The sequence below is a fragment of the Dactylosporangium sp. CA-139114 genome, assembly GCF_050955725.1.
In the GTDB taxonomy this organism is placed as follows: Bacteria; Actinomycetota; Actinomycetes; order Mycobacteriales; family Micromonosporaceae; genus Dactylosporangium.
This window is the reverse complement of the sequence record NZ_CP192080.1, coordinates 1,542,879-1,569,293: the sequence shown is the minus strand read 5'-3', so window position 1 is coordinate 1,569,293 and position 26,415 is coordinate 1,542,879. Positions and strand designations below refer to the sequence as shown.

General features: G+C 72.8%; 25 protein-coding genes. 4 read left to right on the top strand and 21 right to left on the bottom strand.

Annotation, left to right across the window (positions count from 1 at the left end; genetic code table 11):
* Positions 1-160: 160 nt before the first annotated feature.
* From ACQP2P_RS07020 to ftsY, 8 genes are all read right to left on the bottom strand, one after another.
* Entirely contained in the window at positions 161-811 is a 651-nt protein-coding gene (locus ACQP2P_RS07020) for a DUF402 domain-containing protein (protein WP_433614102.1), read from the bottom strand.
* A 596-nt stretch (positions 812-1,407) separates the two neighbouring features.
* Complete coding sequence (locus ACQP2P_RS07015; protein WP_433614101.1) at positions 1,408-2,508, bottom strand: amidohydrolase family protein; 1,101 nt, start codon at positions 2,506-2,508, stop codon at positions 1,408-1,410.
* A 361-nt stretch (positions 2,509-2,869) separates the two neighbouring features.
* Positions 2,870-4,408: a signal recognition particle protein gene (ffh, locus tag ACQP2P_RS07010; protein ID WP_433614100.1), complete on the bottom strand. Its 1,539-nt coding sequence runs from the start codon at positions 4,406-4,408 to the stop codon at positions 2,870-2,872.
* A 160-nt stretch (positions 4,409-4,568) separates the two neighbouring features.
* Complete coding sequence (locus ACQP2P_RS07005; protein WP_433614099.1) at positions 4,569-6,824, bottom strand: [protein-PII] uridylyltransferase; 2,256 nt, start codon at positions 6,822-6,824, stop codon at positions 4,569-4,571.
* Positions 6,825-6,851: 27 nt separating this feature from the next.
* A complete protein-coding gene (locus ACQP2P_RS07000; protein WP_190249674.1) occupies positions 6,852-7,190 on the bottom strand; it encodes a P-II family nitrogen regulator in 339 nt (112 codons plus the stop codon).
* Between the two features lie 27 nt (positions 7,191-7,217).
* Complete coding sequence (locus ACQP2P_RS06995; protein ID WP_433614098.1) at positions 7,218-8,609, bottom strand: ammonium transporter; 1,392 nt, start codon at positions 8,607-8,609, stop codon at positions 7,218-7,220.
* A gap of 174 nt (positions 8,610-8,783) precedes the next feature.
* Positions 8,784-9,572 carry a phosphotransferase gene (locus ACQP2P_RS06990; RefSeq protein WP_223101822.1) on the bottom strand — a complete coding sequence of 263 codons (789 nt, stop codon included), beginning with the start codon at positions 9,570-9,572 and terminating at the stop codon, positions 8,784-8,786.
* A gap of 105 nt (positions 9,573-9,677) precedes the next feature.
* Positions 9,678-10,874 (bottom strand): signal recognition particle-docking protein FtsY, encoded by a 1,197-nt coding sequence (gene ftsY, locus ACQP2P_RS06985; RefSeq protein WP_433614097.1) that lies wholly within the window; start codon positions 10,872-10,874, stop codon positions 9,678-9,680.
* Between the two features lie 118 nt (positions 10,875-10,992).
* On the opposite strand from ftsY, the gene ACQP2P_RS06980 reads away from it, so the two are divergent.
* Positions 10,993-12,651 (top strand): alkaline phosphatase D family protein, encoded by a 1,659-nt coding sequence (locus ACQP2P_RS06980; RefSeq protein WP_433614096.1) that lies wholly within the window; start codon positions 10,993-10,995, stop codon positions 12,649-12,651.
* Here the strand turns inward: ACQP2P_RS06980 and ACQP2P_RS06975 are convergent.
* Positions 12,638-13,072 carry an NUDIX domain-containing protein gene (locus ACQP2P_RS06975; protein ID WP_433614095.1) on the bottom strand — a complete coding sequence of 145 codons (435 nt, stop codon included), beginning with the start codon at positions 13,070-13,072 and terminating at the stop codon, positions 12,638-12,640. The genes ACQP2P_RS06980 and ACQP2P_RS06975 overlap by 14 nt on opposite strands.
* 43 nt (positions 13,073-13,115) lie before the next feature.
* Here ACQP2P_RS06975 and ACQP2P_RS06970 point away from each other — a divergent pair, with 43 nt between their 5' ends.
* Complete coding sequence (locus ACQP2P_RS06970) at positions 13,116-13,598, top strand: glutathione peroxidase (protein WP_433614094.1); 483 nt, start codon at positions 13,116-13,118, stop codon at positions 13,596-13,598.
* Between the two features lie 24 nt (positions 13,599-13,622).
* Here the strand turns inward: ACQP2P_RS06970 and ACQP2P_RS06965 are convergent, their stop codons facing one another.
* The 3 genes from ACQP2P_RS06965 to ACQP2P_RS06955 all read right to left on the bottom strand — a co-directional run bounded on the left by ACQP2P_RS06965 (position 13,623) and on the right by ACQP2P_RS06955 (position 18,244).
* Positions 13,623-14,240 carry an HAD family hydrolase gene (locus ACQP2P_RS06965; RefSeq protein WP_433614093.1) on the bottom strand — a complete coding sequence of 206 codons (618 nt, stop codon included), beginning with the start codon at positions 14,238-14,240 and terminating at the stop codon, positions 13,623-13,625.
* Positions 14,237-17,809, bottom strand: a complete 3,573-nt coding sequence (gene smc / locus ACQP2P_RS06960; RefSeq protein WP_433614092.1) for a chromosome segregation protein SMC — start codon at positions 17,807-17,809, stop codon at positions 14,237-14,239. The genes ACQP2P_RS06965 and smc overlap by 4 nt, the downstream gene beginning before the upstream one ends.
* Positions 17,810-18,049: 240 nt before the next feature.
* Entirely contained in the window at positions 18,050-18,244 is a 195-nt protein-coding gene (locus ACQP2P_RS06955; RefSeq protein WP_360369483.1) for a hypothetical protein, read from the bottom strand.
* 297 nt (positions 18,245-18,541) lie between these two features.
* On the opposite strand from ACQP2P_RS06955, the gene ACQP2P_RS06950 reads away from it, so the two are divergent.
* The gene (locus tag ACQP2P_RS06950; protein WP_433614091.1) at positions 18,542-19,183 is read left to right on the top strand and encodes a CAP domain-containing protein; all 642 of its coding nucleotides are present in this window, start codon (positions 18,542-18,544) and stop codon (positions 19,181-19,183) included.
* A gap of 26 nt (positions 19,184-19,209) precedes the next feature.
* Complete coding sequence (locus ACQP2P_RS06945) at positions 19,210-19,989, top strand: spherulation-specific family 4 protein (RefSeq protein ID WP_433614090.1); 780 nt, start codon at positions 19,210-19,212, stop codon at positions 19,987-19,989.
* Here the strand turns inward: ACQP2P_RS06945 and mutM are convergent.
* The 9 genes from mutM to rsmD form a co-directional block, all read right to left on the bottom strand.
* On the bottom strand, positions 19,925-20,779 hold the full coding sequence (gene mutM, locus ACQP2P_RS06940; RefSeq protein ID WP_433084264.1) for a bifunctional DNA-formamidopyrimidine glycosylase/DNA-(apurinic or apyrimidinic site) lyase: 855 nt from the start codon (positions 20,777-20,779) through the stop codon (positions 19,925-19,927). The two genes, ACQP2P_RS06945 and mutM, sit on opposite strands and share 65 nt — an antisense overlap.
* A 9-nt stretch (positions 20,780-20,788) precedes the next feature.
* Complete coding sequence (locus tag ACQP2P_RS06935) at positions 20,789-21,937, bottom strand: mannosyltransferase family protein (protein ID WP_433614089.1); 1,149 nt, start codon at positions 21,935-21,937, stop codon at positions 20,789-20,791.
* Positions 21,921-22,700, bottom strand: a complete 780-nt coding sequence (rnc, locus tag ACQP2P_RS06930) for a ribonuclease III (protein WP_433619018.1) — start codon at positions 22,698-22,700, stop codon at positions 21,921-21,923. The genes ACQP2P_RS06935 and rnc overlap by 17 nt, the downstream gene beginning before the upstream one ends.
* A gap of 50 nt (positions 22,701-22,750) precedes the next feature.
* On the bottom strand, positions 22,751-23,851 hold the full coding sequence (locus ACQP2P_RS06925; protein WP_433614088.1) for a phosphate acyltransferase PlsX: 1,101 nt from the start codon (positions 23,849-23,851) through the stop codon (positions 22,751-22,753).
* A gap of 13 nt (positions 23,852-23,864) precedes the next feature.
* Positions 23,865-24,038, bottom strand: coding sequence for a 50S ribosomal protein L32 (gene rpmF, locus ACQP2P_RS06920; protein ID WP_259861936.1), 174 nt, complete (start codon positions 24,036-24,038; stop codon positions 23,865-23,867).
* 6 nt (positions 24,039-24,044) lie between these two features.
* Complete coding sequence (locus ACQP2P_RS06915) at positions 24,045-24,611, bottom strand: YceD family protein (protein ID WP_433614087.1); 567 nt, start codon at positions 24,609-24,611, stop codon at positions 24,045-24,047.
* Between the two features lie 88 nt (positions 24,612-24,699).
* Positions 24,700-25,200, bottom strand: a complete 501-nt coding sequence (locus ACQP2P_RS06910) for a hypothetical protein (RefSeq protein WP_433614086.1) — start codon at positions 25,198-25,200, stop codon at positions 24,700-24,702.
* Between the two features lie 90 nt (positions 25,201-25,290).
* Positions 25,291-25,776, bottom strand: coding sequence for a pantetheine-phosphate adenylyltransferase (gene coaD / locus ACQP2P_RS06905; protein WP_350621100.1), 486 nt, complete (start codon positions 25,774-25,776; stop codon positions 25,291-25,293).
* Positions 25,777-25,822: 46 nt separating this feature from the next.
* Positions 25,823-26,401, bottom strand: coding sequence for a 16S rRNA (guanine(966)-N(2))-methyltransferase RsmD (gene rsmD / locus ACQP2P_RS06900; protein ID WP_433614085.1), 579 nt, complete (start codon positions 26,399-26,401; stop codon positions 25,823-25,825).
* Between the last annotated feature and the right edge of the window lie 14 nt (positions 26,402-26,415).

Here is a 26,415-nt window from a genome sequence, read left to right as displayed (position 1 = left end):
CCAGCTCGGAAACGGTGGACGCCCGCTCGGGAGCGGCCACACGCACCCGGAAACGGCGGACGCCCGCTTGGGAGCGGTGACGCCCGCTCGGAAGCAGTCACGCCCGCCCGGAAGCGAGCAGTCGCGCCCGCCCGGAAGCGAGCAGTCGCGCTCGGGGTCGTCACGCCCGCTCCCGGGGCCGGTCCCAGCCCTCGGTCACCGGCTCCGGGATCGTCCACTCGTCCGGCGGCCGGAAGTCGGTCCACGTGCCGTCGAAGGGCCACTCCCCCGCCTCGATCAGCGGGACGATCGCGCGGCCCTGGGCCCAGACGGCGTCGGGGTCGCTCACCCAGTACGAGTCCGGGTGCGCCAGCCGCTCCTCGAACTCGTCCTCGTCCTTCCAGCCCCAGCGCCGGTCCGGCCAGATCCACATGTCGAGGTCCTGGTCGGTGAGGTCGATCCCCGCGACCGGGCCGTCATCCCAGGTGACTCCGGGCTCCTCGAGGTTCACGTACCACGCGCGGAAGCGCAGCTCGGCGTCGAACAGCCACCACACCGAATACGCGGCCCCGCGCGGGTGGAACTTCAGCGTGCTCGGCCCGCGGTACACGTCATGGATGATCTTCTTCGGCTCGGCGATCCACTGCTCGAACGGCATCCCGCGTGGCCCTTGGCCGTCCTCGTTGACCTGCCGGATGACGGGGCTGCCGGTCGCCAGCCAGAGGCGGGTGCCCTGCTCGTCGTCGGAGACCACGCGCGTCAACGGCGCCCAGACCAGCGTGTCACGCGTGAAATGCCGGTGCAGGACCGGTCTTCCGGGACGCAACGGCACGCGGTCAGTGTATCGGCTCCGCGCTCCCGAGCCCGCCCCGGACGGCCGCCTGGCAGGTCACACCGGGCGGCGACCGACCGGTGGCATCCGGCGCTCGGACGCGCGGCAGCGGCCCGGCGGGGGACGGTCGCCGCCGAATTTGCGGCACCCAGATCATGGCGGGTCGGCGAGGGCATCGGCGCAGCTCGCCGACCTGATTGCGAATCACCTGAACGAGGGACGGTCGGCGAAACGCGGACGCGCGGACGCGTCGCCCGGTCGGTGCGCGGATGCCCAGCAGACCGCCCGAACGCGCGGGCGCGTCGTCTGATCGGCGCGCGGAGAGCTCAGCGGATCGCTCGGCCAGCACCACGATGCGACAGGCCCGCACCACGATGCGACAGGGCCGGAGTAGAGCGGCCAGGCCGGTGCGGGGTGGACAGTCGGTGCTGGGTCAACAGCGCGGTGCGGGGGTGGTCGTGTCGGTGCCGGGCGCGCCGTCCAGTGCGGTGTCCACCAACCTTTGCCGGGTCCGCGACACAGCCGAACGAGCGCTCACGGCGGCCACCAACCCGGTCAACGTTGGCGGTCACCGCACCAGCCGGTGTTCGAAGGGGTCAGCGGACCACTCGGCCGCGCAGGACGATGCGGCGGGGCCGCAGCAGGGTGGTCAGGTCGGTGCGGGGGTCCTCGGCGTACACGACGAGATCGGCCAGGCCACCCTCGACCAGGCCCGGGAAGCCCAGCCACTCGCGGGCGCCCCACGAGCCCGCGCGCAGCACGGCCTCGGCCGGCAGGCCCGCCTCGCGGTGCAGCAGGAGCATCTCCTCGGCGGCCAGCCCGTGGTCGATGCCACCACCCGCGTCGCTGCCGACGTAGATCGGGACGCCGGCCTCGTGGGCGGCGCGCACGATCGACGGGAAGCGGTCGCGGAGGGTGAGCATGTGCCGGGCGTACGCCGGGAACTTGTCCTCCGCCTGGGCCGCGATGCCACCGAACGTCGCGATGTTGATCATTGTGGGGACGAGGGCCGTGTTGCGGCGGGCCATCTCGTCGATGTCGGACTCGTTCAGGCCGGTGCCGTGCTCGACGGAGTCCACGCCCGCGCGGACCAGCGCGGCGACCGACTCCTCGGCGAAGGTGTGCACCGCGACCCGCGCGCCCGCGGCGTGCGCGGCCTCGATCGCGCCGGCCATCGCGGCGACGTCCCACGCGGGGGCGAGGTCGCCGACGCCGCGGTCGATCCAGTCGCCGACGAGCTTCACCCAGCCGCTGCCGAGGCCGGCCTGGCGGGTGATCTCGCCGGCCAGGTCCGCCTCGCCGACCTCGACGCCGATGTCGCGCAGGTACCGCTTCGGGGGCGCGACGTGCCGCCCGGCGCGCACGAGGCGGGGGACGTCGGGATCGTCGTCGAGGGAGGCGTACGGGATCGGGGAGCCCGCATCGCGGATCGCGAGGACGCCCGCGTCGCGATCCACGACCGCGAGCGACCGCGCCTGGTCGATCCCGTCGGACGGCCGGCCGCCGGGCTGGATGCCCAGGTGGCAGTGGGCGTCCACGAGCCCGGGCAGGATGTAGCCCTCGTCCGCGACCGTGAGCGCACCGGCGACCGGCGTGAACGTCACGCGGTCGCCGACCAGCCAGAGATCGCGCCGCTCGCCGGAGGGCAGCAGCGTCCCCCGCACGTGAAGCGCCGGGCCGTCGCCACGCGCGGACACGCCGCGGGAGCCACCCGCGGACACATCGCGGGAGCCACGCGCGGACACATCGCCAGCGCTGACCACGGAAGCGCTGGCGGCGGGCACGGACGCGCTTCCGGCGGCGGGCACGGACGCACCAGCGGCGCCGCGCGCGGGCTCAGCGCCCGCATCACGGGAGCCACGCGCGGACACGTCGCCAGCGCTGACCACGGAAGCGCTGGCGGCGGGCACGGACGCGCAGCCGGCGGCGGGCACGGACGCACCAGCGGCGCCGCGCGCGGGCTCAGCGCCCGCATCACGGGCGGACGTGCCGGAGGAGTCGCCACCGCGCGCGGGGACGGCGTCGGGGCTACGGATGGGGCCGGATGCGGGCAGCGGGTCAGGAGTCCTTGTCACGCTTCTGCAGCTTCGAGAAGTCGATCTTCGGGAGCCGGAAGCCCGGGGGCATGCCCGCCGCGTTGGGGTCCATGGCGGCCGGGTCGAAGCCCGGGGGCAGCTGCGGCATGCCGCCGGCACCGAGGCGCGGCTGGCGCATGCCGGAGTTGCCGCCCTTGGTGCCCTTGCGCTTGTTCTTCGGGCTCTTGGTCGCCTTCCGGCGGGCGCCGGGCAGGCCCATCATGCCGCCCATCTGCTTCATCATCTTCTGCGCGTCGGCGAAGCGGGTGAGCAGCTGGTTGACGTCGGTGACCGAGACGCCGGAGCCGTTGGCGATGCGCACGCGGCGGGAGGCGTTGAGGATCTTCGGGTTGGTGCGCTCCTTCGGGGTCATCGAGCGGATGATCGCGGTGACCCGGTCGAAGTGCTTGTCGTCGATCTCGGCCAGCTGGTCCTTCATCTGGTTCATGCCCGGCATCATGGCGAGCACGTTGGCGATGGGGCCCATGCGGCGGACCGCCTGGAGCTGCTCGAGGAAGTCCTCCAGGGTGAAGTCCTGGCCGCCCATGAGCTTGGCGGCCATCCGCTCCTTCTCGTCGTCGGCGAAGGCCTGCTCGGCCTGCTCGATGAGGGTGAGCACGTCGCCCATGCCGAGGATGCGCGAGGCCATCCGGTCGGGGTGGAAGACGTCGAAGTCCTCGAGCTTCTCGCCGGTGGACGCGAACATGATCGGCTGGCCGGTGACGTGGCGCACGGAGAGCGCGGCGCCACCGCGGGCGTCGCCGTCGAGCTTGGAGAGCACGACGCCGCTGATGCCGACGCCGTCGCGGAACGCCTCGGCGGTGGTGACCGCGTCCTGGCCGACCATGGCGTCGATGACGAACAGGACCTCGTCGGGGTCGACGGCGTCACGGATGTCGGCGGCCTGCTGCATCATCTCGGCGTCGATGCCGAGGCGGCCGGCGGTGTCGACGATGACGATGTCGCGCATCTGGCGCTTCGCGTGCTCGATGGAGTCGCGGGCGACCTGGACGGGGTTGCCGGTGCCGTTGCCGGGCTCGGGCGCGTAGACCTCGACGCCCGCGCGGCCGCCGAGGACCTGCAGCTGGTTGACGGCGTTGGGGCGCTGGAGGTCGGCGGCGACCAGCAGCGGCTGGTGGCCCTGGCCCTTGAGCCAGCGGGCGAGCTTGCCGGCGAGGGTCGTCTTTCCGGAACCCTGCAGACCGGCGAGCATGATCACGGTCGGCGGGTTCTTGGCGAACTGCAGGCGGCGGGCCTCGCCACCGAGCGTCGCCACGAGCTCCTCGTGAACGATCTTGATGACCTGCTGGGCCGGGTTGAGCGCCTGCGACACCTCGGCGCCCCGCGCCCGCTCCTTGAGCCGGGCGATGAACGCCTTGACCACGGGCAGCGCGACGTCGGCCTCGAGCAGCGCCAGGCGAATCTCCCGCGCGGTCGCGTCGACGTCGGCGTCGGTGAGCCGTCCCTTGCTCCGCAGCTTCGAGAAGATGCCGGATAGGCGGTCACTCAGGGTGTCAAACACGGCGGATCCGTCCTCGGTGTAGGAGTCCCTTGAAGGGTACGCGACCGCGGACAGTGCGTCGCGGCCCGCGGCGCAGCGCGGTGGCGGAGCGTAAGAGGACGGAGAGCCACCAAGCGAAAGAGGGCATTAACCAAGGCCCGGGAGCGGGAGGCTGGGGAGGCTAGGCAGGGGTGGCGGCGGCGAGGACGGCTGACTCCACGCGTACGCGCGCGGGCGCGTCCCACTCGCCCTCCAGGTAGAAGGCGTCCACCACCTCGCCGCCGAGGGTGGAGATGCGCGCCGAGCGTACGTCGGCGCCCACATCCTCCAGCGCGCTCGCCACCCGGAACAGCAGCCCGGGCGTGTCCGTGGCGCGCAGCTCCAGCACCGTCGCGTCCGTGGCCGCCGTCGGGGGCTGCCACACCACGCGCGGGGGCGCGGAGGTGGTGCTCCGGCGGGCCGAGCGCTCGCGGGCGGCCAGGCGCTCGGCCACCGGCAGGTCGCCGGTCACGGCGCGGCGCAGATCGGACACGACGGCGTCGCGGTCGATGTCGCCGTAGCGAGGCTGGACGGCGCAGACCATGCGGGCGAGGCCGTCGACCGTCACGGTGTCGGCGGTCACCACGTCGAGGCGGTGCAGGGACAGGCAGCCGGCGACGGCGGCCAGCAGGCCGCGGCGGTCGGGGGCGGTCACCGAGACGGAGTCGGTGTCGAGCTGGACCGCCGGGAGCCGGGACGGGACGGCGAGCCGGGCGGCGGGCGAGGGCGGCGGGGCCACGACGCCGGTGTCCAGGGCGCGCTCGACGTGGCGCACGAGCTCGGCGATGAGCCGGCCCTTCCAGTCCGACCAGGCGGCCGGGCCGGTCGCGGCCGCGTCCGCGCGGGCGAGGGCGTGCAGCAGGTTGAGGGTGGAGGCGTCGCCCACGGCGCCGGCGACCGTGGCGATGGTCCGCGGGTCGGACAGGTCGCGGCGGGTGGCGGTGTCGGGGATGAGCAGGTGGAGGCGCACCACCTGCTCGATCTGGGCCACGTCGGCGGGGCTGAGGCCCAGGCGCTCGGCCGCGGCGGCGGCGATCGGGGCGCCGACGATGCTGTGGTCGCCGGGCAGGCCCTTGCCGATGTCGTGCAGGAGGGCGGCGAGGACCAGCAGGTCGGGGCGCTCGACGTCGCGGGCGAGGCGGGCGGCCTGGCGGGCGGTCTCGACCAGGTGGCGGTCGACGGTGAACAGGTGGACCGGGTTGTGCTGGGGCAGGCTGCGCACCCGGGCCCACTCGGGGAGCCAGTTGACGACGAGGCCGTACCGGTCGCAGGCCTCCCAGACCGAGATCATCGCGGGGCCGCTGCCCAGCAGCGTGAGCAGGGCGTCGCGCGCGGGGGCCGGCCAGGGGTTCGGCATGGGGCCGGCGAAGCCGCCGAGCCACTCCAGGGTGGCGTGGGCGATCGGCAGGTCCGCGCGGGCGGCGGCCGCGGCGACGCGCAGGGGCAGGGCCGGGTCCGGGCGCGGGGTGACGGCGGCGCGGGCGAGCACGACCTCGCCGCGCTGCTCGACCACGTCGCGGGCGAGGGGGCGGCGCTCGGCGTGGCCGCGGGTGCTCGGGGCGGCCCAGCGCTCCACGGCCCGCCAGGCGTCGTCGCTGGCGTAGGCGATGGTGCGGGCGGACTCGGCGATGCGGCGCAGGACGTCGTCACGGTCGCCGTAGCCGAGCACCTCGGCGACCTCGTCGCGGTCCTGGGCGAGGAGGCGGTCGACGCGACGTCCGCGCACCGTGTGGAGGGCGTCGCGCACGTCGAGGAGGGTCCGGTGGGCGCCGCGGACGGCGGGGCGGGGGCCGTCGGCGACCCCGGCGAAGCCGATGCCGCGCAGGACGCCGAAGTCGCGCAGGCCTCCGCGCGACTCCTTGACGTCGCCCTCCAGGAGGAACGCCAGCTCGCCGTGGGCCTTCCAGCGGTCCTGGGTGAGGGTGCGCAGCGACGGCAGCAGGTGGCGGGCCTCGCGGCGCCACTGGGCGACGGCGTCGGCGTGCAGCGTGGCGAGCATCTGCGCGTCGCCGGCGACGAGGCGGGCGTCGAGCAGGCCGAGCGCCACCTTGAGGTCCTGGCGGGCCAGGTCGAGGGCCTGCCCGGGGCTGCGGGTGGAGTGGTCGAGGGCGAACTTGGCGTCCCAGATCTGGTACCAGAGGAGGCTGCCGAGCTCGTCGGCGGCCGCCTCGTCGCCGGGACCGCCCGGGTGCAGCAGCACCAGGTCGAGGTCGCTGCGCGGAGCGCATTCGCGACGGCCCAGGCCGCCTACGGCGACGAGCGAGGCATTGGAGGTACAACCGCCGGCTTTTTGAAAGATCTCGACGAGCCACTCGTCGATCGCGTCCGAGCGCTCGGCTCGCGCGTCGGCGCCCGCCCCGGTGGAAAGGACCGGTGCGGGCGCCGACGGTTGTGTCATGTGATGAGGATAGAGATCAGCAGCGGCTTAGAGCGCGTCGAGCCCGCGCTCGCCGGTGCGGACCCGGACCACCTCGTCGACCGAGGTGACCCACACCTTGCCGTCACCGATCTTGCCAGTGCGGGCGGCGGTCACGATGGCGTCCACGACCTTCTCGAAGTCGAGCTCGTCGGTGACGATCTCGACCCGGATCTTGGGGACGAACTCCACCGTGTACTCCGCACCGCGGTAGACCTCGGTGTGGCCCTTCTGACGGCCGTAGCCCTGAACCTCGCTCACGGTGAGGCCCGCCACGCCGAGCGCGTGGAGCGCCTCCTTCACCGCGTCGAGCTGATACGGCTTGATGACCGCGGTCACCAGCTTCATGCCCATTCCCTCCGACATCCCTCGACGCTATCCGGCAACCTTTTCCGACGCCGGGGCTTCCGCCGCCGGCGCGGGGGCCTTGCTCGTGCCTACGCCCGCCATCGCGAACGCACCCGTGCCGCCACCGCTGCCGGTGCCCGGGGTGAGGTCGTAGGCGCTCTCCGCGTGCTCCGCGATGTCGATGCCCTCGACCTCGGCCTCGGTGCTGACCCGGAAGCCGACCGTCTTCTGGATGACGAAGGCGAGCACGAAGGCGATGGCGAACGAGTAGACGGTGACGATAGCGCTCGCGCCCGCCTGTGCGCCGAGCTGACCCACGCCGCCGCCCATGAACAGGCCGTTCTTGGCCCCGAGGGCGCCGCTGATGGCCGAGTTGAGCTTGTCGTTGGCGAAGAAGCCCAGCCACAGGGAGCCGATCCACCCGCCGACGAAGTGCACGCCGACCACGTCGAGCGAGTCGTCGAAGCCGAAGCGGTACTTGAGGCTGACCGCCAGGGCGCAGACGAGGCCCGCGACGAGGCCGAGCAGCACGGCCGCCCACGAGTCGATGAAGCCACAGGCGGGGGTGATCGCGACCAGGCCCGCGACCGCGCCGGACGAGGCGCCGACGAGGGTGGGCTTGCGGTCGCGGATCCACTCGACGATGACCCAGCCGAGGACGGCGGCGGCGGTGGCCACCTGGGTGTTGACGAAGGCGAGGCCGGTGACGCCGTCGACGGTCAGCTCGGAGCCGGCGTTGAAGCCGAACCAGCCGAACCACAGCAGACCGGCGCCGAGGGCGACGAAGGGCACGTTGTGCGGCTTCATGCTCTCCCGCGGCCAGCCGACGCGCTTGCCGAGGACCAGGGCGACACCGAGCGCGGCCGCGCCGGCGTTGATGTGCACGGCGGTGCCACCGGCGAAGTCGAGCGGGTGCAGCTTCTGGGCGATCCAGCCGCCGCCCCACACGTTGTGGGCGACGGGGAAGTAGACCAGCGTGGCCCAGCCGAACGCGAACAGCAGCCAGCCGCCGAACTTCGCGCGGTCGGAGATCGCGCCGCTGATGAGCGCGACGGTGATCACGGCGAACGTCATCTGGAAGACCATGAAGACGTACGTCGGGATGCCGATCCCGCTCGCGTTGTCCGCGGTCGCGCCCCACATCTGGTCGATGTAGGTCTTGCTGCCGAAGTACTGCCCGAGGTCACCGAACAGCCCACCGGCCGTGTCGGAGCCGAACGAGGCGCTGAAGCCGTAGAACAGCCAGAGGACGCTGACGAGCCCGATCGTCGAGAAGCTCATCATCATCATGTTGAGGACGCCCTTGGAGCGGTTCAGGCCACCGTAGAACAGTGCCAGACCCGGCGTCATGAGCAGCACGAGAGCGGTCGACACGAGCAGCCATGCGGTATGGCCGGTATCGATGGTCGCTGCAGGCACGCTGGCCTCCTAGTAGTCGAGATCCTCCCTCCCGACCTTCGAGGCAGCATTGCCCTTCAGCCGGTTGCGCGAGAGCTTCGCGGGCTCAGGTTTCGCGCACCGGCGCTGCGCGGTTTCTACCGCGTCACGTCATGTTTCCAGCGTGTGAAGAAGGGCTCACACTCTGAAAACGTCCTACCGCAGCGCGTACTCCAGTGTGTGCCGCTCATAATCGATGAGCCGCAGGTCACGCACGGGACGCCGGAGATGCCCCTTGTGCACGATGCGCACGAACGCCGGGTCCCCCGCGGCCGCCATCCGTCGAATTCCCTCGATGTGATCGACGATGCGTTTGCGAATGACGCGCACGAGGCGGTGCCGGTCGCGCGGGGTCAGGCCGTAGGCGTCGGCGAACATGCGCAGCCGGCGCGGGCGGTTCGGGCGCTTCCAGCCCAGGGTGTAGGAGTCGCGGTCGGAGAACAGCGGGACCCAGGTCCACGCGGCATACGCGACGTCGTAGATCCGCGCGCCGGGCGAGGCCAGGTCGAAGTCGATCAGCGACAGGGTCCCGTCCGGGCGCCAGATGACGTTGTGCGGGGCCGCGTCGTGGTGGCAGATGACCTCGGTGTCCGGCGGCGGGGGGCCGAACGAGCGCCAGACGGCGTTCGGGGGCGGCCGGAAGCCCGCCTGGGCGTCGTGGAACATCCGCAGCATGGTCGCGACGGTGACCATCGCCTCGTCGGTCACCCAGTGCGGGGCCAGCGGGTATTCGCCGCACTCCCCCTCGAGGTACTGCAGCACCTCGCGCCCGCGCTCGTCGATGCCGAAGGCGCGCGGGGCGCCGGTGAAGCCGACATACTCCAGGTGGCGCAGCAGCGCGTGCACCGCGGGGGTCCACGGCCCCGCGTTGCGGCGCACGGTGTCGCCCGAGCGCACCACGACGGAGGTGTTCCCGCCGTGGAGCGGGATCTCCTGCTGCGTCACGTCTTCGTCCTTCGCTGACCTGACCGGGGAACCGAGCTGTCCTGCCTTGCGCCGGCCGCCGGAAGTGCGCGGCCGGGCCTTACCGTCTCAAGGTACCGTCCGAGGTTACGCGTCCGCGCCAACGAGGGCGTCCACGAACTGTCGGGCATCGAACGGAGCCAGATCGTCGGGGCCCTCGCCCAGGCCGACCAGCTTCACCGGAATACCCAGTTTGCGCTGGACCGCGATGACGATGCCACCCTTCGCGGTCCCGTCGAGCTTGGTCAGCACGACGCCGGTCACATCGACCACCTCGGTGAACACCCGCGCCTGCTCCAGGCCGTTCTGCCCGGTCGTGGCGTCGAGGATGAGCAGCGTCTCGTCCACGGGCCCGTGCTTCTCCACGACCCGCTTGACCTTGCCGAGCTCGTCCATCAGGCCGACCTTGTTCTGCAGCCGGCCGGCCGTGTCGATGAGCACCGTGTCCACACCCGCGTCAATACCCCGTTTGACGGCGTCGAACGCCACCGAGGCGGGATCCGCCCCTTCGGGGCCCCGCACGACGTCGGCGCCGACCCGCCCGGCCCAGGTGGCCAGCTGCTCGGCCGCGGCCGCGCGGAAGGTGTCGGCGGCGCCGAGGACCACGGTGTGGCCGTCGGCGACGAGCACCCGGGCGATCTTGCCGCAGGTGGTGGTCTTGCCGGCGCCGTTGACCCCCACGACGAGCAGCACCGCGGGGCGGCCGTCGCGCGGGGCGGCGGCCAGGGAGCGGTCCAGGTCCGGCTGCAGCGCCGCGACGAGCTCGTCGGTGAGCATCGTGCGCAGGTCGGACGCGGTGGCGGTGCCGTGGACGCGGGCCCGCTCGCGCAGCTTGGCGACGATGTCGGTGGTCGCCTGGACGCCGACGTCGGCGCCGATCAGCGTCTCCTCGATCTCGTCCCAGGTGTCGTCGTCGAGCCGGTCGCGCGACAGCAGGGCGAGCAGGCCCTTGCCGAAGACGTTCTGCGAGCGGCTCAGGCGCGCGCGGAGGCGCACGAGGCGGCCGGCGGTGGGCTCGGGCCGCTCGATCTCGACGACGGGCGGGGCTTCTTCGACCGGAGGGGCTTCGACGACCGGAGGGGGTTGCTCGACCGGCGGAGCCTCGATGACCGGAGGAGCCTCGGCGACCGGCGGCTCCTTCACCACCACCGGGGCGGAGGGCTCCTTGGGCGGGGCCGACGGCGGCAGCGTCGGGGGCTTGCGGAAACGGGGAGCGATCAGCGCCAGTGTGGCCCCGATTATGACGACGAGCAGCACCAGGCCGAAGACGATGTACGACTCCATGGCAGGAATCCTCCCAGACGCGGCGCGCGGCGGCCTGCAGTGGCGCCGAGACGAGCCGAGCAGGATCATTCGGGATGCAGTCCGGCTCACCCCGCAATGCCCCGGAGGTCGCAACAGCATGTCCGAAACCGAGCTCGACAACGACCGTGGTCCGCTCGTGCTCGGCCCCGTCCTGCGGCGCGTCGAGGGCGACCGGGCGACGATCTGGGTGGAGACCGCGCACCCGGCGACCGTCGAGGTCGACGCCGGGCCCGCGGGCGGGGCGGCCCGGACGTTCAGCGTGCACGGTCACCACTACGCCCTGGTCGTGGTCGCCGGGCTGCCCGAGGGCGCGGTCACGCCGTACCACGTCAAGATCGACGGCACCCTGGTGTGGCCGCTGCCGGACGACCCGTGCCCGCCCCCGGTGATCCGCACCCGACGGCCGGGGGCTCCCGTGCGGCTGGTCTTCGGTTCGTGCCGCGAGGCGAGTCCGCTCAGCGTGACGCGCTACCCCCCGGACGCCCTCGACGCCTACGCGGGACGGCTGATCCAGTCAATCCGCTCGGACGCGCCCACCGAGTGGCCCGATCTCATGGTCCTGCTCGGTGATCAAGTCTATGCCGACGAGACCCCGGAGAAGATCCAGCGCTGGCTCAAGCGGCGCCGCAAGCAGCGCCGCGCGGACGCGCCCACGACGCAGGTGGTGGACTTCCACGAGTACACGAAGCTGTACCTCGACTCGTGGGGCGACCCCGAGATCCGCTGGCTGCTGTCGACCGTCCCGAGCGTCATGATCTTCGACGACCACGAGATCATCGACGACTGGAACACGTCGCAGCGGTGGCGTGAGCAGATGTCCCAGCTCAGCTGGTGGCCGCAGCGCATCCAGGCGGGGCTGGCGTCGTACTGGGTGTACCAGCACATGGGCAACCTGGCCCCGAGCGCCCTGGCCGAGTGCCCCATATACGCGGCCGTGAGCTCGGCCGGGGACGCGACGGAGATCTTCGACGACTTCGGCGCGCGGGCGGACCGCGACCGCGCGGTGGCGTACCGATGGAGCTATGCCCTCGACATCGACCGCACGCGCCTCATCGTGGTCGACAACCGGGCCGCGCGCGAGCTCGAGCAGGGCCGGCGCGCGATGCTGCCCGACAGCGAGTGGGCCTGGCTCGCCAAGCAGCTCCCGGGCGACTACGACCACCTGCTCATCGGCTCCTCGCTGCCGTGGCTGCTGCCGCCGGCCATCCACCACCTGGAGGCCGCGACCGAGCGGCTGGCGGAGTCCCCCCGGGGCTGGGTGGGGCGGTTCGGCGAGAAGCTGCGCCAGGCCGTCGACCTGGAGCACTGGGCCGCGTTCGGGCGCTCCTTCGACGCGCTGAGCGCCCTGCTGACCCAGATCGGCGCCGGGCAGGGCGGCGTGTCGCCCGCGCCCGCCACGATCAGCGTCCTCTCGGGTGACGTTCACCACTCCTACGCCGCGCGGGCCGACCTCGGGCCGGAGGTCGAGAGCGCGGTGCACCAGCTGACGTGCTCGCCGGTGCACAACGACATGCCGCGCCTCGTCCGGCCGGCGATGAAGTTCGGCTGGAACCCGCCGGCGGCCCGGATGATGCGCTCCCTGGCGCGCTCGGTGGGGCTGCGCAAGCCCGTCGTGCGGTGGCGGAAGACCGCGGGCCCGTACTTCGGCAACGCCGTCGGCCTGCTGCTGATCGAGGGCCGGTCGGCGCACGTGTCGATCGAGGGCACCCGGCCGGACAAGTCCCTGGGCGAGGTGGCGTCGCTCAAGCTGAGCTGACGCGCGGGTGCGTCACCGCCGGCTCGTTGAGGTCCGTCCACGTCCACAGCGTCGCCACCCGGGCCCGGCCGGTGAGATATGCCACAGCCGGCTCCCGGATCGGGGCGAACCACATGCGGCTCAGGCGGTCCACGGCCTCGGCCAGGGGCACCCACGCGCCCGAGCCGTCGTGCGGACCGACGCCGGTCACCTCGAAGCCCAGCATCTCGTACTCCACCCCGCCCGCGGGGTAGCGCGCGACCCACAGCAGCCGCTCGGCGAGCACCGATGCGTAGCCGGCCTCCTGACCGACCTTGGCCAGCAGCGGCTCCCCCGCCCCCACGGCGCCGCCCGGGAGCGCCCAGTCCGGCGGGTCGCTGATCAGCAGGACGTCCTTGCCCCGGCGGAGCACGGCGCCGACCGCGAGTTGGTGACCGGTCACGCTTTACCCTAGGCCGCGCGCCGCGCGGCATACGATCACGGGCATGAGCTTTTACGACGTCGAAATCGCCGACCTGCAGGGCAAGCCCCTCGATCTCGGCCAGTTCCGCGGGCGCCCGGTCCTCGTGGTCAACGTCGCGTCCCGGTGCGGCCTGACGCCCCAGTACGCCGACCTCGAGGCGCTGCACAAGGAGTACGAGGGCCGCGGCTTCTCGGTGCTGGGCGTGCCCTGCAACCAGTTCGCCGGGCAGGAGCCGGGCACCTCCGAGGAGATCGCCGAGTTCTGCAGCACCACCTACGGTGTGACGTTCCCCATGACGGAGAAGGTCGAGGTCAACGGCGAGGGCCGGCACCCGCTCTACGACCTGCTGACCCCGGTGCCGGACGCCGAGGGGCACACCGGCGACATCCGGTGGAACTTCGAGAAGTTCCTGGTCGCCTCCGACGGCACCGTCGCCGGCCGGTTCGGCCCGCGCACGGAGCCGAAGTCGGCCGAGGTCGTCCAGGCCGTCGAGGCCAGCCTCTGACGGCTCACCGGCCCAGCGGTCGAGCTACAGGCCCAGCGCCCGGCGCGGATAGCTGAGATCGTCGCCGGGCGTGTAGCGGTACGCCGTGAGGCCCGCCGCCCGCGCGCCGCGGATCATGCGGTCGGTGTCGTCGACCAGCAGGCAGCGCGGCGGCGGGGTGCCGATGAGGGCACAGGCGGCCTGGAAGTACTCCTTGGCGGGCTTGTGCACCCCGAGCTCGGCCGAGAGCGCGACCGCGTCGAACTCGCCGGTGAGGCCGAAGGACTCGAGCACGTCGCGGAACTCGATCGTCGAGTTGGTCGCGAGGCACACGGGCAGGCCGGCCGCCCGCACGTCGCGGACGAAGGCCAGGACGTCGGCCGCGACGTCGCCCGGGTAGACCTGCCACTCCGCCATCAGCTCGGCGGCGCGCTCGGGGCCGCCGACCCGCTCCGCGAGGTCCGCGGCCACGGTCGCGAGCCACTCGGCGCGCGTCATGCGGCCCGTGATGGCCGGCAGCAGGCGATCCCACTCGAGGGCGGTGTCGAGGACCGTCCCGGGCTCCAGACCGTACCGCTGCTCGATCTTGGCGTTCGTCGAGGGGTCGATCGTGCGCAGGACCCCGTCGAAGTCGATGAGCAGGGCCGTGGGCCGTTGGATCACGCTGCCTCTTCCGTCCGCAGGCGCTGGGAGATGACCTCCGTGACGCCGGATCGCATGGTGACGCCGTAGAGGGCGTCGGCGACCTCCATCGTGCGCTTCTGGTGGGTGATGATGATCAGCTGGCTGCGCTCCCGCAGCTGCTCGAAGAGGGTGATGAGGCGGCCCAGGTTGACGTCGTCCAGGGCGGCCTCGACCTCGTCCATGATGTAGAACGGGCTGGGGCGGGCGCGGAAGATCGCGCACAGCAGGGCGACGGCGGTCAGCGAGCGCTCGCCGCCGGAGAGCAGCGAGAGGCGCTTGATCTTCTTGCCGGGCGGCCGCGCCTCGACCTCGATGCCGGTCGTGAGCATGTCCTCCGGGTCGGTGAGCACGAGCCGGCCCTCGCCGCCCGGGAACAGCACCGAGAAGACCTGCTCGAACTCGCGCGCGGTGTCGTGGTAGGCGCTGGTGAACACCTCGAGGATGCGGTCGTCCACGTCCTTGACCACGGTGAGCAGGTCGCGGCGGGTGGCCTTGAGGTCCTCGAGCTGGTCGGAGAGGAACTTGTAGCGCTCCTCCATCGCCGCGAACTCCTCCAGCGCCAGCGGGTTGACCTTGCCGAGCAGGTTCAGCTCGCGCTCGGCCTTGGCGGCGCGCTTCTCCTGGGTGGCGCGGTCGAAGGGGACCGGCTCGGGCACGGGCCGCTTGTCCGCCTCGGCCGCGGCGACCTCGGGCGCGGTCGGCGGGACGGGCAGGTGCGGGCCGTACTCGGCGACGAGGGTGTCGGCGTCGAGGCCGAACTCCTCGGCCGAGCGGCTCTCGAGCTGCTCGATGCGCATGCGCTGCTCGGCGCGGGCCACCTCGTCGCGGTGCACGGCGTTGGTGAGCCGGTCGAGCTCGGCGGTGAGGTGCTTGGCGCGCCCGCGCACGTCGGTGAGGGCCGTCTCGCGCTCGGCGCGCGTGGCCGCGAGGGTGTCGCGGGTCTCCTGCGCCTCGGCGATCGAGTCGACGAGCCGCTCCAGGGCGAACGCGGCGCCGTCGGCCACGGCCTCGGCGATGCGGGCGCCGCGGGCGCGGGTGGCCTTGCGGGCGGCGGCGCGCTCCCGGGCGGCCCGCTCGGCGGCGGCCTGGCGCAGCAGCGCGTCCGCGCGCCCGGCGAGGGCGCCGACGCGCTCCTCGGCGGTGCGCACCGCGAGGCGGACCTCCATCTCCTGCTGCCGCGCGACCGGCACCTCGCCCGCGAGGTCGTCGCGCTCCTGCGTGGAGGGGTCCTCGTCGATCGGGATCTCCTCGGCCGCCGCCAGACGCTCCTCGAGGTCGGCGAGGCTGGCGCGGCCGGACTCCCGGGCCGCCTCCGCCTTGGCCTTCGCCGCGGCGTGCCGCTCGACCTCGGCCCGGGCCGACTTCGCGGCCGCGCCCAGCTCCGCGAGGCGGCGCGCGGCCGCGTTGCGGACGGTGTCGGCCTCCTTCTTGGCCGCGGCCGTCTCGGCGACGACCTGCTTGGCCGCGGCGGCCGCGGCGCGGGCCAGGCCGAGCAGCTCCCGCGCCTCGGCGACGCGCCCCTCGGCGTCGACCTTCTGCTGGCGGGCCTCCTCGACGGCCGCCTGGACCTCGATGAAGCTGTGCTGCTTGCCGGAGCCGCCGGCCGCGGCGTAGGCGCCGATGACGTCGCCCTCGGGCGTGACGGCGCGCAGCGCGGGCGCGTAGGACACGATGCGGCGCGCGGTCGCGAGGTCGGGGGCGAACACCACGTCACCGACGGCCCGCTCCAGGGCCGGGCGCAGCTCCTCCGGGGCGCGCACCAGGTCCATCGCCCACGCCGCGCCCGGGGGCAGCGGCACCCGCTCGACCGGCGGGGCGTCGAGCATCGGCGCGGAGGCGATGAGCAGCGCGGCGCGGCCGGCGTCGTCCTGCTTGAGCATCTCGACCGCGGCGACCGCGCCCTCGACGCCGGAGACGGCGACGGCGTCGGCCAGGGCACCCAGCGCGGCGGCGAGGGCCGCCTCGTGGCCGGCCTCGACCGACAGCAGCGCGGCGACGCTGCCGAGCAGGCCGGGCACGCGGTCGGAGCGGGCCAGCAGGGTGCCGGCCCCGTCCTTGCGGCGCAGGCCCATGGCGAGCGCCTCCTCGCGGGCCTTCCACTGCGCGGCGTCCTTCTCCGCGGCGCGCTCGGCGTCGCTGTGCTGGCGCACCTCGTTGTTGATCGCGTCGAGCTCGCGGGTCGCCTCCTGGTGGCGCATCTCCAGGTCGGCGTTGGCGTTGTCGGCGACCGACGCGCCCGCGCTCGCCTCGTCGTAGAGGCCCTGGGCCGCCTCCGAGCGCGCCTCGGCCTCGGCGAGCTGGACGGCGAGCCGCTCGATCTCGTCGCCGGCGGCGTTCGCGCGGGAGCGGGCGGACTCGACCTGGCCGGTGAGCTTGGCCAGGCCCTCGCGGCGGTCGGCGATGGCCTTGTGGGCCGCGACGATGGCCTTCTCGGCGAAGGCGAGGCGGCGCTCGAGGTCCTGGCGGCGCTCGACGGCCTCGGCGAGGCGCTCCTGGCTCGCCTCCAGCGCGGCGCGCAGCTCCTCCTCCTGCTCCCGGACCTTGTCGGCCTCGGCGGTGAGCTGGTCGGGGTCGCGCCCGGGCCGCTCGTCGACGGGAGCGGCGGCGAGGTTGCGGTGGCGCTCGGCGGCGAGCTGGTGCAGGGAGCGGTACCGCTCCTGCAGCGTCGACAGCTGGAACCACGTGTCCTGGGCGGCGGCCAGGGCCGGGGCGTCGGCGGCGTGCTCGGCCTCCAGGGCGGCCAGGCGCTCGTTGACCGCCTCGACCTCGGCCTCGACCTCCTCGCGCCGGGCGCGCAGGGCCGTCTCGTCGGCGATCTCGCGGTCGAGGGTCTCGCGCAGCGTGTGCAGGTCGTCGGCGAGCAGCCGCAGCCGGGCGTCGCGCAGGTCGGCCTGGATGCCCGCGGCGCGCCGGGCGACCTCGGCCTGGCGCCCGAGCGGCTTGAGCTGGCGGCGCAGCTCCGTGGTGAGGTCGCCGAGGCGGTTGAGGTTGGCCGCCATCGCCTCGAGCTTGCGGATGGCCTTCTCTTTGCGCTTGCGGTGCTTGAGGACGCCGGCCGCCTCCTCGATGAAGGCGCGGCGGTCCTCGGGCCGGGCGTGCAGGACCCCGTCGAGGCGGTTCTGGCCGACGATCACGTGCATCTCGCGGCCGATGCCGGAGTCGGAGAGCAGCTCCTGGATGTCGAGCAGGCGGCAGGAGTTGCCGTTGATCTCGTACTCGCTCTCACCCGAGCGGAACATGCGACGGGTGATCGACACCTCGGTGTAGTCGATCGGCAGCGCACCGTCGTTGTTGTCGATCGTGAGGGTGACCTCGGCGCGCCCCAGGGGGGCGCGGCTCGCGGTCCCGGCGAAGATGACGTCTTCCATCTTGCCGCCGCGCAGCGCCTTCGCGCCCTGCTCGCCGAGCACCCAGGCGATGGCGTCGACCACGTTGGACTTGCCGGAGCCGTTCGGCCCGACGACACAGGTGATGCCCGGCTCGAGCTTCAGCGTGGTGGTCGACGCGAAGGACTTGAAGCCCTTGGCCGTCAGGGTCTTGAGGTGCACGGATCTCCACGGTGTCGAGGTGTGTTACCGGGCAGGCTACCGCCGGGACACTACCCTCCCCTGCAGCACCGCACACCATAATGCGCGTGTCGTGGTCACGCAGCCCACTCGGGCCACTCGGATCACGTGCGCAACCAACCGGACGATCGGATCGTTACATGACTGCGCGCCGAGACCCAGAGGATGTCGGCGCGCGGGTTTACTGTGCAGTTCTGCGCGGGCTGCGGTGACCCGAAAACGTCAGGCCATCGCCGGCTCGGCGAGACGGACCAGGTGGTCCGCTTCCGATGCCGCCGCGGCGAGCCGGTCGTTTTCGGCACGGAGCCGAACGACCTCGAACTCGAGCGCCCGAACCTTGGCACGCAGTTGGGTGACCTCGTCGACAAGGCGCCGGTCGGGCGCGCTGCCTACGTGGCCGTAGAGGGCCTTAGCCATATCGTCTCCTTGTTAAGCGCAGCCGGTCGACTCCGGCAAACGCGCGCCCAGCACCCGCGACCGAAGCACAAGGGCATGAATGGGCGCGACTGGCGACCCCTCTATGTTCCTTCCGGGGCGCGACTTAGTCAAGCGCAGAGGCACGCCAAACGTGCTGGCCAGGGTGTTCTCACTCACCCGGGTGCGTGATCATCACGCCGCGCCGATCGTGGCAGTGTGCCACCGGTTGCCCCGCGGCGCCACTGCAAAGTAGCGTCATGTCCGGGAATTCTGGGGACGACGGGCCGGGAGAGTGCGATGACGGGTCTCACGGCGAGACTCGGCCCGACCGGAATCGCCGCCATCGTCACCGCCGTCCTCATCGTCTTCGGCCTCGGCGCCGTGATCGTCCCGTCGCTCGGCGGCGACGGCGACGCCTCCGCCCCGCACGCGGCCGGTCCCCCGCCCGACGCAGCGCCCCCGAGCCTCGCCGACACGAGCAATGCGCCCCCTCCCGCGCCGACCGCCGAGGACCCGACGCCGACCACGGCCCAGACCACGCTCGTGGCCGCGAACTTCAACACCGGCTACGAGGACCGCGTCGTGCAGCAGATCAACGGCGAGCGGCGCAGGCACCGGTGCGAGGCGTTGCGGGTCGACGGCAAGCTGCGCACCGCCGCCCGGGGGCACGCGGCGGACATGGCGGCCCAGGACTTCACCGGCGCCCGGGGCAGCGACGGCAGCAGCCCGCAGGACCGGATCAGCGCGGCCGGCTTCAGCGGCGGGTTCGCCGACGAGCTGACCGCCAAGGGCGGCGACGCCGGCGACGTGGTCAAGCGCTGGATGCACGACGACGACACGAAGGACATGCTGCTCGACTGCGACATCACATCGATCGGTGTCGGGGCCGCCATGCGCGGCCGCACGGCCTACTGGACCGTGGACACCGGCCGTGCTTGAGGGGGCCCAGCATCGTTAGTCCGGTCGTGGACCGGGTTCCGACGCTCCTGCCACTGCGGGCGCATCCTCTGGCCCGGCCACACGCATGGGAGATCGTCGCGAGACACGGTCCGGCGTTCACCGTCGTCGTCGACGTCGCGAGCGGGCCCGGCAGCGGCCGGGACCCGCTGTGGACCGCGGCCATGAGCCGTCTGGCCGCGGCGGGCGTCCGGCTGCTCGGCTACGTGGACGTCGACTACGGCACGCGCCCGGTCGCGCAGATCCGCGCGGACGTGTACCGCTGGAGCGGGTACCCGGTGCGCGGCGTGTTCCTCGACCGCACGCCGGTCAGCCCGTACGCGATCGGCCCGGTCGCGGTCGTCGCGCAGTCCGCCGCCCGCGCCGACCTGCCCGACGTGGTCCTGAACCCGGGTGAGCCGCCGGATGAGGCGTACCGCGATCTCGGCCTGCCGGTGTGCGTGTTCGACGGCAGCTGGCGGGAGTACCGGCGCTGGTCCGGCGAGGGCGCGCGCCCGGGCGACGGGCACCTGGTGCACGCCGTGCCGCCGTGGGAGCTCGACGAGGCCGCGCGGATGCAGGTGAGCCGCGGGGCCGGCTTCGGGCTCGTCACCGACCTCGGCGCGCCCGACCCCTACGCGGACCTGCCCGCCTGGTGCGGCCTCGTGCCCGGCCTGGCGGAGCTCGGCGCCGAGCGCGACCGGCCCACCCCGGCGCCCCGGCGCCCGCGCCCCTACCGCGCGCTCAGCGTGGTGCGAGACGGGGCCGCGGCTGGCAGCGCGGGCAGGAGTACGAGGACCGGTTCATGAACGCCTCCCGCCGGATCGGGCTGCCGCACCGGTTGCAGGGCAGGCCCTCGCGGCCGTAGGCGTTCAGGGAGCGCTCGAAGTAGCCGCTCTCGCCGTTGACGTTCACGTACAGCGCGTCGAAGCTCGTCCCGCCCTGCCCGATCGCCTCGTTGAGCACGTCGCGGACGTGGGCGAGCAGGCGGCGTACGACGGGCCGGGACAGCTGCGACGTGTCGCGCGCCCCGTGCAGCCGGGCCCGCCACAGCGCCTCGTCCGCGTAGATGTTGCCCACGCCCGAGATCAGCGTCTGGTCGAGCAGCGCCCGCTTGACCTCGGTGCGCCGCTTGCGCAGCCGCTCCACGAACACGTCGTCGGCGAACAGCGGGTCGACCGGGTCGAGCGCGATGTGCGCGAGCTCGCCCGGCAGCACGGCGCCCCCGAGCGAGACGCTCAGGCCGCCGAACGTGCGCTGGTCGACGAAGCGCAGCTCGGGCCCGTCGTCGTCGAAGGTGAGCCGCACCCGCAGGTGGATCTCGGCCGCGGCCTCGGCGGGCTGCATGAGCAGCTGGCCGGACATGCCGAGGTGGCCGACGAGGGCGTCCTCGTCGTCGAGGGGCAGCCAGAGGTACTTGCCCCGGCGCATCACCGAGCCCACGCGCCGGCCCGCGAGGATGCCCGCGAAGTGCTCGGGCCCGGGGACGTGGCGGCGGATCGCGCGCGGGTGCAGCACCTCGACCGTGGCGATGCGCCGGCCGGACACCCACTTGTCGAGGCCGCGCCGGACGGTCTCGACCTCGGGCAGCTCAGGCATGGAATCCCTCTAGATCGCGTAGTGCCAGACGGTGATCAGGTACGAGCCGTACCACAGCCCGAACGCGCCGCAGGCGGCCAACACTAGCGCCGCGGTGCGCGGCCGCGCGCGTCCGAGCGCCACCGCCGGCGGCACCAGGATCAGCAGCGCGGGGACGAGCAGGCGCGGCTTGGAGTGGTAGTACCCGGCCTGGCCGAGCACCAGGACGAGCACGATGAGGCCGTACACGGCCAGCGGCGGCCACACCCGCCGGACCAGCGCGACGACGGCCAGGATCACGACGCCGACGAGCATCCACGCGATGCTGACCTGGATCCAGCCGTCGCCGGCCTTGAACGCGTCGCGCAGGAACGTCAGCGTCGAGTCGCCGTAGTCGAACGTCGTGCCCCAGCCCGCGGTCTGGATGTCGAACCACGCGCGCAGGTCCCCCACCCGCAGCCCGACCCACAGCAGGTACGACGGCACCCCCGCCAGCGCGATGACGGCGCCCAGAATCGGCTTCCAGACCCCTCCCCCGGCCTCCCCGCGGCGCTGCTTGACGATCGCGATCACGGCGGCCACCGCGAGAGCGATCGCCGCGGCCGCGCCCGTGGGCCGGGTGAGCCCCGCGGCGAGCCCGAGGACGCCGGCGAGGAGCCAGGCGCCCCGGTGCGCGCACAGCAGCATGCCCACGACGAAGGCGGTGAACAGCGCCTCGGAGTAGCCCATCGACAGCGCCATCGACATCGGCTGCACGCAGAACAGCGCGGTGAGGGCCAGGCCGGTCCGCTCGTCGTAGAGCCGCGTGCCGAGCGCGCACAGCAGCACGGCCGCGACCGCGCCCGCGAGCCAGGACACCGTGATCGCCGCGGTGCCGTAGTCCAGGCGGGTGATGAGGTGCACGAGGCGGACCGTCATCGGGTAGCCGGGGAAGAACGCCAGGCCGTTGCCGGTCAGGTGGCCCTCGCCGTCGTAGCTGTAGCCGGTCGGGTAGCCCTCCTCGGCGACGCGGACGAAGTGCCCGCCGTCCCAGGCGAGCAGGCGGTCGCGGATCTTGTCGTCGGGTGACATCCACCACAACAGTGCCAGCTGCACCAGGCGGCTCAGCGCATAGACGCCCAGCGGGAGGGCGATGAGCGTGGTGCGGACGCGCTGGGTGATCTCATTGACCGGCGTCATCGTCGTCATCGGGGCGCGGTTCCTCGGCGGTGTCGGTCTCGGTGATGTCCGCGTTCGTGTGCCTGGCCTTGCTGCCCTTGTGCGTGTCGCCGGCCGCCTCGGCGATGGCGTACGCGGCGGACTCCGGCTGGACCCCGGACAGCTCACGCCAGGCCGCCTCGGCCGCGCGCTGCTCGGCCTCCTTCTTGCTGCCGCCCTGCGCCCCGCCGTAACGCTTCCCCGCGACGATCACCCAGGCGGTGAACCGCTTGGCGTGGTCGGGGCCCTCCTCGTCGATGCGGTACTCGGGCACCCCGAGCCCGCGCCCGGCGGTCAGCTCCTGCAGGCTGGTCTTCCAGTCGAGACCGGCCCCGCGCATCGCCGCCTCGGCCATCAGCCCGTCGAAGAGCTTGTGGATCACCTGGGCGGTGGTGTCGAGGCCGTACTGCAGGTAGATGGCGCCGATCAGCGCCTCCAGCGTGTCGGCGAGGATGCTGGCCTTGTCGCGGCCACCCGTCGCCTCCTCGCCGCGGCCGAGCAGCAGGAACGGCCCGATGCCGCCGGGCCCGAGCCGCCGCGCGACGTCCGCGAGGGCGCGCATGTTCACGACGCTGGCGCGTAGCTTCGCGAGCTGGCCCTCGGCCAGCTTCGGGTGGTTCTGGAACAGGGCGGTCGTGATGACCACCCCGAGCACCGCGTCGCCGAGGAACTCGAGCCGCTCGTTGGTGGGCAGACCCCCGTTCTCGTACGCGTACGAGCGGTGCGTCAGCGCCCGCTTGAGCATGTCCGGGTCGAAGTCGACGCCGAAGGCGGCCTCGAGGCTGTTCTGGTTCTTCACGAGCGCTCTCCCAGTGCGTCACGGATGGTGAGGCCGCCGGCCGAGGAGAGTTCGGTCAGCAGGTCGTCGGCGAGTGCCGCGACCGCAGGGGTGATGCGGTCGCGGTGAAGGCGTGCGGCGAGGGCGATACCGTCGGCGATCTCCGCACCGGCGGCCGAGCCGTGGCAGACGACGACGTCGCCGGCCACCCCGAGCAGCACGGCCGCGGCTTCGTGCCGCGCGTGCCCGTCGGGGCCGCTCTGCGCCGCGCCGTCGGGTGATCCGCCGGCCGCGACCGAGCGTTGCGCTGCTGCGAACGCCGGCCGAGCCACGGCCATCGCGCCCTCGAGGCCCTTGAGCAGGACGTTTCCGGTGAAGCCGTCGGTCACGACGACGTCGGCGGGGCCTCCGCGCGGTACGTCGAAACCCTCCACGAGACCGACGTAGCGTCCGCCCGCCGGCAACGGAATGTCCGACAGCGCGATCGACACCGCGCGGCGCAGCCGGTCGCCCTTGCCCGGCTCGCTGCCGATGGACAGCAGCCCGACGCGCGGGCGCGCGATGCCCAGGCCCACGGAGGCGTAGGCGGTGCCGAGGACGGCGTGCTGGACGAGCTCGAGCATGGTCGCGTCGAGGGTCACCCCGACGTCGATCAGGAGCACAGGCCCGTGCGGGGTGGGCAGCTGCGCGGCGAGCCCGGGGCGGCGCACGCCGCGCATGCGCCCGAGCACGTGCGCGGACGCGGCGACGGCGGCGCCGCTGGAGCCCGCGGAGATCATCGCGTCCGCGCGGCCGGTGTAGACCGCCTCCGCGGCCGCGCGCACCGACGTGGAGCGGCGGATGTTGCGCAGCGGCGAGTCGGCCATGCCGATGGCAGCGTCGATGACGCTGACACTGACGCGCTCGCGGTCGGTGACCGGGAGCGCGCCGATGACCTCGTCGGCCACGTCCCGTGGTCCGGCGAGGAGAAGATGGAGGTCTGGATCGGCGCTGCATGCGCGCAGAGCGCCGTCAACCACGACGGCGGGAGCCCCGTCCCCGCCGAGGAGGTCGACGGCGATCCGCGCGACGCCGGACGGGATTTCCCCGCCGTGCGGCGATCGGTCGGATCGCGTCACCCGGATCCGGTAATCAGACCTCGATGACCTGGCGGCCGTTGTACGTGCCGCAGACCGAGCACGCCGCGTGAGGCAGCTTGGGCGAGCGGCACTGCGGGCACGGCTGGGTGGAGACCGCGACGGCCTTCCACTGGCTCCGGCGCGACCGGGTGTTGCTGCGCGACATCTTCCGCTTGGGAACGGCCACGGGACCTTACTCCTCTGACGTCTTGATCTGGGACAGGGCGGCCCAGCGCGGGTCGAGCTGCTCGTGGGTGTGACCCTCGGGCAGTTCGTCGATCGGTGTCCCGCACTCGGGGCACAGACCTGGACAGTCTTCGCGGCACACGGGGTTGGCGGCCAGGGAGAGCACCACCGCGTCCCGCAGTGCCGGCTCCAGGTCGATCAGGTCGCCCTGCAGCCGTCCGACCTCGTCCTCGTCGGTCGTCTCGTCCGTCGTGCTGTGCTCGTAGGCATAGAACTCTTGGATCGGGACGTCCAGCGTGTCGCTGATCGGGCGTAGGCAGCGCCCGCACTCGCCGACCAGCGGGCCGGTGACGGTGCCGGAGACGAGCACGCCTTCTGACACCGACTCCATCCGTAGCTGGAGGTCGAGCTCGGCGCCCTGGGGCACGCCGATCAGCTCCAGGCCGAGGTCCTCGGGCGCCGGCACGCTCCGCCGCACCGCATGCAGAGCTCCCGGTCGGCGTGGGAGGTCTCTCGTCTCGAGGACCAGCGGCGACCGGGGATCCAGGTGCGGGTGCTGTGGTTGATGTGGCATCTTCAGACTCCGGCCAGGTAGGGCCGACGGACTAGGGTACCCGAGCGGCAGATCTCGCGTCGAATCGCCCCCAACGGTACCGCGCCCGTCAGAAGGGCAGCGGCCGGTCTTCCTCACCGTGCGGGGTGAACGAGCCGATCTCCCGCAGGGCGTGCATCTTGTCGCGCCCGCGCTCGATCGAGGCCAGCGACCGGGTGAGGAACTGCTCGAAGTTGGCCAGCGCCGTGTCGACGTAGTCGTCGACCTCGTCGCGCAGCCGCTGCGTCTCCGCGCGGGCCTCGTTGATCATCCGCGACGCCTCGTGCTCGGCCGAGACGACGATCTCGTTGATCGACACCAGGCGCGTGTGCTCGGCCTCGGCCTCGGCGATGATGCGCTCCGCCTCGCGCCGCCCGGCGTCGACGATCTTGTCCCGCTCGTCGAGCAGAGCACTCGCGCGCCGCAGCTCACCCGGCAGGTCGGCGCGCAGCTGGTCGAGCAGGTTGATCATGTCGGCGCGATCGAACACGAAGTTGCTCCGCGACATCGGCGCCGACCGTGCACTCTCGACCATCGCGATGATCTGGTCGATGCTCTCGAGCGGGTCCACCTGCGGTCACTCCTGTTCCAATGTCGAACGACGTAACCATCATGCGGCCCGCAAGCCCGGGCCGCTTCCATCGCCACTCGGGTTTCGCAGTTAGTTTCGGACCGAAGCGAATCGTTCACGCAGGCGATTCGCCACGAGATCGGGTACATGCGGCGAAACGTCGCCGCCCCACTTGGCGACCTCTTTGATCAGGCTCGACGAAACGAACGAGTACTTCGGGTTGGTCGGCATGAACAGCGTCTCGATGCCGCCCAGGCCGTAGTTCATCTGGGCCATCTGCAGTTCGTAGTCGAAGTCCCCGGCCACGCGCACGCCCTTGACGATGGCGCCGATGTCGTTGGCGTGGCAGAAGTCGACCAGCAGCCCCTGGAAGGCATCGACCCGGACATTGGCGTACGGCGCGGTCACCGTCGCGAGCATCTCCAGCCGCTCGTCGACCGTGAACAGTCCCGCCTTGCTCTGATTGATCAGCACCGCGACGACGACCTCATCGAACATCTGCGATGCCCGACCCACGATGTCCAGGTGCCCGTTCGTGACCGGATCGAACGAACCCGGACAGACCGCGCGCCTCATTGCACCAGCCCAAGCCTCATGAGCGGGGACCGTACCAAAGGATCGCTTAACCCGTGCGCAAGCCGTCCTGATCAAGTCGGGCGTACCACAGCGCGGTCTCGCCGTAGCGCCGCTCCGCGACCGCGCGCAGCCCGTCCGGCCAGGCCATCGGCGCGCCGCGGCTGGAGCGCTCGACCACCACGACGGCGTCCGGGGCGAGCCAGCGCGCGGCCAGCGCCTCGAGCACCGCGCGGACGCGCTCGTCGGTCACGGCGTAGGGCGGGTCGATGAACACGGCGTCGTAGGCCTCGTCCGGTTCGCCCGCGAGCAGGCGCTCGACCTTGTCCGACACCAGTCGTACGCGTCCGGCCACCCCGAGCGCCGCGATGTTGCCCCGGATCACGCGGGCCGCCTTGGCGTCGGCCTCGGCGAGCAGCACGTGCACGGCCCCGCGCGAGCACGCCTCGAGCCCGACCGCGCCCGAGCCCGCGTAGAGGTCGGCGAACCGCGCCCCGTCGAGGTCGAGCAGGTTGTCGAGGCTGCTGAACAGCGCCTCGCGCACCCGGTCCGACGTGGGGCGCGTGCCCTGCCCGGCCGGCACGGTCAGCCGGCGGCCACCGAGCGCTCCGGCCACGATCCGCGTCACACGATCCACAGTAG

Excerpts from the sequence above, each read along its gene's own strand:
- ACQP2P_RS06915 (WP_433614087.1), bottom strand. The coding sequence starts at position 24,611 with ATGCCACATCAACCACAGCACCCGCACCTGGATCCCCGGTCGCCGCTG.
- ACQP2P_RS06935 (WP_433614089.1), bottom strand. The coding sequence starts at position 21,937 with ATGACGCCGGTCAATGAGATCACCCAGCGCGTCCGCACCACGCTCATC.
- ftsY (WP_433614097.1), bottom strand. The coding sequence starts at position 10,874 with ATGGAGTCGTACATCGTCTTCGGCCTGGTGCTGCTCGTCGTCATAATC.
- rnc (WP_433619018.1), bottom strand. The coding sequence starts at position 22,700 with ATGCTCAAGCGGGCGCTGACGCACCGCTCGTACGCGTACGAGAACGGG.
- mutM (WP_433084264.1), bottom strand. The coding sequence starts at position 20,779 with ATGCCTGAGCTGCCCGAGGTCGAGACCGTCCGGCGCGGCCTCGACAAG.
- ACQP2P_RS07005 (WP_433614099.1), bottom strand. The coding sequence starts at position 6,824 with ATGACACAACCGTCGGCGCCCGCACCGGTCCTTTCCACCGGGGCGGGC.
- ACQP2P_RS07000 (WP_190249674.1), bottom strand. The coding sequence starts at position 7,190 with ATGAAGCTGGTGACCGCGGTCATCAAGCCGTATCAGCTCGACGCGGTG.
- ACQP2P_RS06950 (WP_433614091.1), top strand. The coding sequence starts at position 18,542 with ATGACGGGTCTCACGGCGAGACTCGGCCCGACCGGAATCGCCGCCATC.
- coaD (WP_350621100.1), bottom strand. The coding sequence starts at position 25,776 with ATGAGGCGCGCGGTCTGTCCGGGTTCGTTCGATCCGGTCACGAACGGG.
- ACQP2P_RS06955 (WP_360369483.1), bottom strand. The coding sequence starts at position 18,244 with ATGGCTAAGGCCCTCTACGGCCACGTAGGCAGCGCGCCCGACCGGCGC.
- ACQP2P_RS06980 (WP_433614096.1), top strand. The coding sequence starts at position 10,993 with ATGTCCGAAACCGAGCTCGACAACGACCGTGGTCCGCTCGTGCTCGGC.
- ACQP2P_RS06970 (WP_433614094.1), top strand. The coding sequence starts at position 13,116 with ATGAGCTTTTACGACGTCGAAATCGCCGACCTGCAGGGCAAGCCCCTC.